Annotated in this window: 3 protein-coding genes; all 3 read left to right on the top strand. The window is 45.9% G+C overall.

From position 1 onward, the window contains the following. The coding region (locus tag LD28_RS22235) for a glycosyltransferase (protein ID WP_156120177.1) at window positions 1-545 on the top strand (545 nt) is incomplete at its 5' end. 20 nt (window positions 546-565) lie between these two features. After that, window positions 566-1672, top strand: a complete 1107-nt coding sequence (gmd, locus tag LD28_RS0110290; RefSeq protein ID WP_033136876.1) for a GDP-mannose 4,6-dehydratase — start codon at window positions 566-568, stop codon at window positions 1670-1672. Between the two features lie 3 nt (window positions 1673-1675). Then, a partial coding sequence (locus tag LD28_RS0110285) for a GDP-L-fucose synthase family protein (RefSeq protein ID WP_033136877.1) occupies window positions 1676-2423 on the top strand: 748 nt, incomplete at its 3' end.

The following is a 2423-nucleotide window of genomic DNA, read 5'->3' as shown; positions in this document are numbered from 1 at the left end:
GTTTTGGTGCAATAGGTGGTAAAAAAAACCCACTTAAAGGTGGGGGCATTTTGGAATGTGCATTAGATGTTGTTGCTGAAAGGTTAAGGTGTGAAGGTAAAAAAATAAGATGTGTAGTCTTTGGCCAATCAGGTAAAGAAACGATCATGCATGGATTTCAGACCTCATATGCTGGGCACATTAGAGAGCAGAGGATTCTAGCTGATCTTTTTTGTGCATCCGACTGTGTTGTTGTTCCATCAATTGTTGAGTCATTTGGTCAGGTAGCTGCAGAATCGATGGCATGTGGCACACCAGTTGTTGCTTTTAGAACATCAGGGCTAACTGATATAATTGTTGATGGGGTTAACGGACTCCTTGCAGAGCCTTTTGATCCGACTTCACTGGCAGATAAGCTGATTCAGCTAGCTTCTCTTTCTGGTGAAGAAAAAAACAATTATTCGCTCAAAGCAAGAAAACATATCAAAGATAATTTTTCATATGAAGTGATTTCGCAAAAATATCTTGATATAATTTCTCTCTCTGAAAGAAATTCATTTAAATAAATTATTATGGTAGCGTATTTATGAAAAAAGCATTTATTACAGGTATTACCGGGCAAGATGGCTCTTACTTAGCCGAGTTATTGGTCGAAAAGGGTTATGAAGTGCATGGTTTAATTCGTCGAGCCTCGTCTTATAACACAACGAGGATCGATAATCTGTGCAATAGCAGTAATAATATTAGACTTCACTATGGTGATTTGTCTGATAGTTCCAATCTTAATCGCCTGATTAAAGAAATTGCTCCCGATGAGGTGTATAATCTCGGGGCAATGTCACATGTTGCTGTTTCTTTTGATTCTCCTGAATATGCTGCCGACGTTGATGCTCTTGGTACTTTGCGAATTCTGGAGGCTATCCGAGTCAATGGTTTAGCGAAAAAAACCCGTTTCTATCAGGCTTCTACCTCAGAGTTATATGGCTTGGTTCAAGAGATTCCACAACGGGAGACCACCCCGTTCTACCCGCGTTCTCCTTATGCAGTAGCCAAGATGTATGCCTACTGGATCACGGTTAACTACCGTGAGTCTTATGACATGTATGCTTGTAACGGTATTTTGTTCAACCATGAGTCACCGCGCCGTGGTGAGACCTTTGTGACCCGCAAAATCACTCGTGCCATTGCCAATATTGCTCAGGGCATTGAGCAGTGTCTCTACCTGGGCAATATGGACTCCCTTCGTGATTGGGGCCATGCCAAGGACTATGTGCGGATGCAGTGGATGATGCTGCAGCAAAAGTCGGCGGAAGATTTCGTTATCGCCACTGGTAAGCAGATCTCCGTGCGTGAATTCGTACGCATGTCTGCCAAAGAGGTAGGGATTGAGCTGGAGTTCAGTGGTGAAGGTGTCGATGAAATTGCCACCGTAACGACGGTGACTGGTGATAATGCTCCGGCGGTGAACGTTGGGGATGTCATTGTTCGGGTTGATCCGCGTTATTTCCGTCCGGCAGAAGTCGAAACCTTGCTGGGTGATCCGGCCAAGGCAAAGGCCAAGCTGGGTTGGGTGCCAGAGATTACTGTCGAAGATATGTGCGCCGAGATGGTGGCCAATGATTTGCAGCAAGCCAAACAGCATGCCTTGCTCAAGGCTAATGGCTTTGATGTTGCGATCTCATTGGAGAATTGAGTGATGACCGTTCAGAGCGCTCATAAAAAACGTGTGTTTGTCGCTGGCCATCGGGGGATGGTCGGTTCGGCTATCTGTCGCCAGCTAGCTCTTCGCCATGATATTGAGTTGGTGGTGCGTTCCCGCAAGGAGCTAGATCTTACTCGTCAGGATGCGGTGGCAAGATTCTTTGCCACTGAGGCGATCGATGAGGTCTATCTTGCTGCAGCCAAGGTAGGTGGGATCCATGCCAATAACACCTATCCTGCCGAGTTTATTTATGAGAACTTGGTGATGGAGTGTAATGTCATTCATGCCGCACATCAGGCAGGGGTCCAGAAGTTATTATTTTTGGGGTCTTCCTGTATTTATCCCAAGTTGGCTGCGCAACCAATGACAGAAGCCGCGCTACTTACAGGGGTATTGGAGGGTACAAATGAACCCTACGCTATCGCTAAAATCGCAGGCATCAAGCTGTGTGAATCGTATAATCGTCAATATGGTCGTGATTATCGCAGCGTAATGCCCACCAATCTGTATGGTGAGAATGACAATTTTCATCCTGAAAACTCCCATGTGATCCCGGCTTTGTTGCGTCGCTTCCATGAGGCCAAATTGCAGGGTGCTAGTGAAGTAGTCGTGTGGGGAAGTGGGACCCCGATGCGTGAGTTCTTGCATGTCGATGATATGGCTGCTGCCAGCATTCATGTTATGGAACTGGCAAGCGAGATCTATCAGGTAAACACTCAGCCGATGCTCTCCCATATTAATG

The organism is Aeromonas finlandensis (assembly GCF_000764645.1).
Taxonomy (GTDB): Bacteria; Pseudomonadota; Gammaproteobacteria; order Enterobacterales; family Aeromonadaceae; genus Aeromonas; species Aeromonas finlandensis.
The sequence above is the reverse complement of the archived record's forward strand: the minus strand, read 5'-3'. Positions and strand labels throughout refer to the sequence as shown.

Excerpts from the sequence above, each read along its gene's own strand:
- gmd (WP_033136876.1), top strand. The coding sequence starts at position 566 with ATGAAAAAAGCATTTATTACAGGTATTACCGGGCAAGATGGCTCTTAC.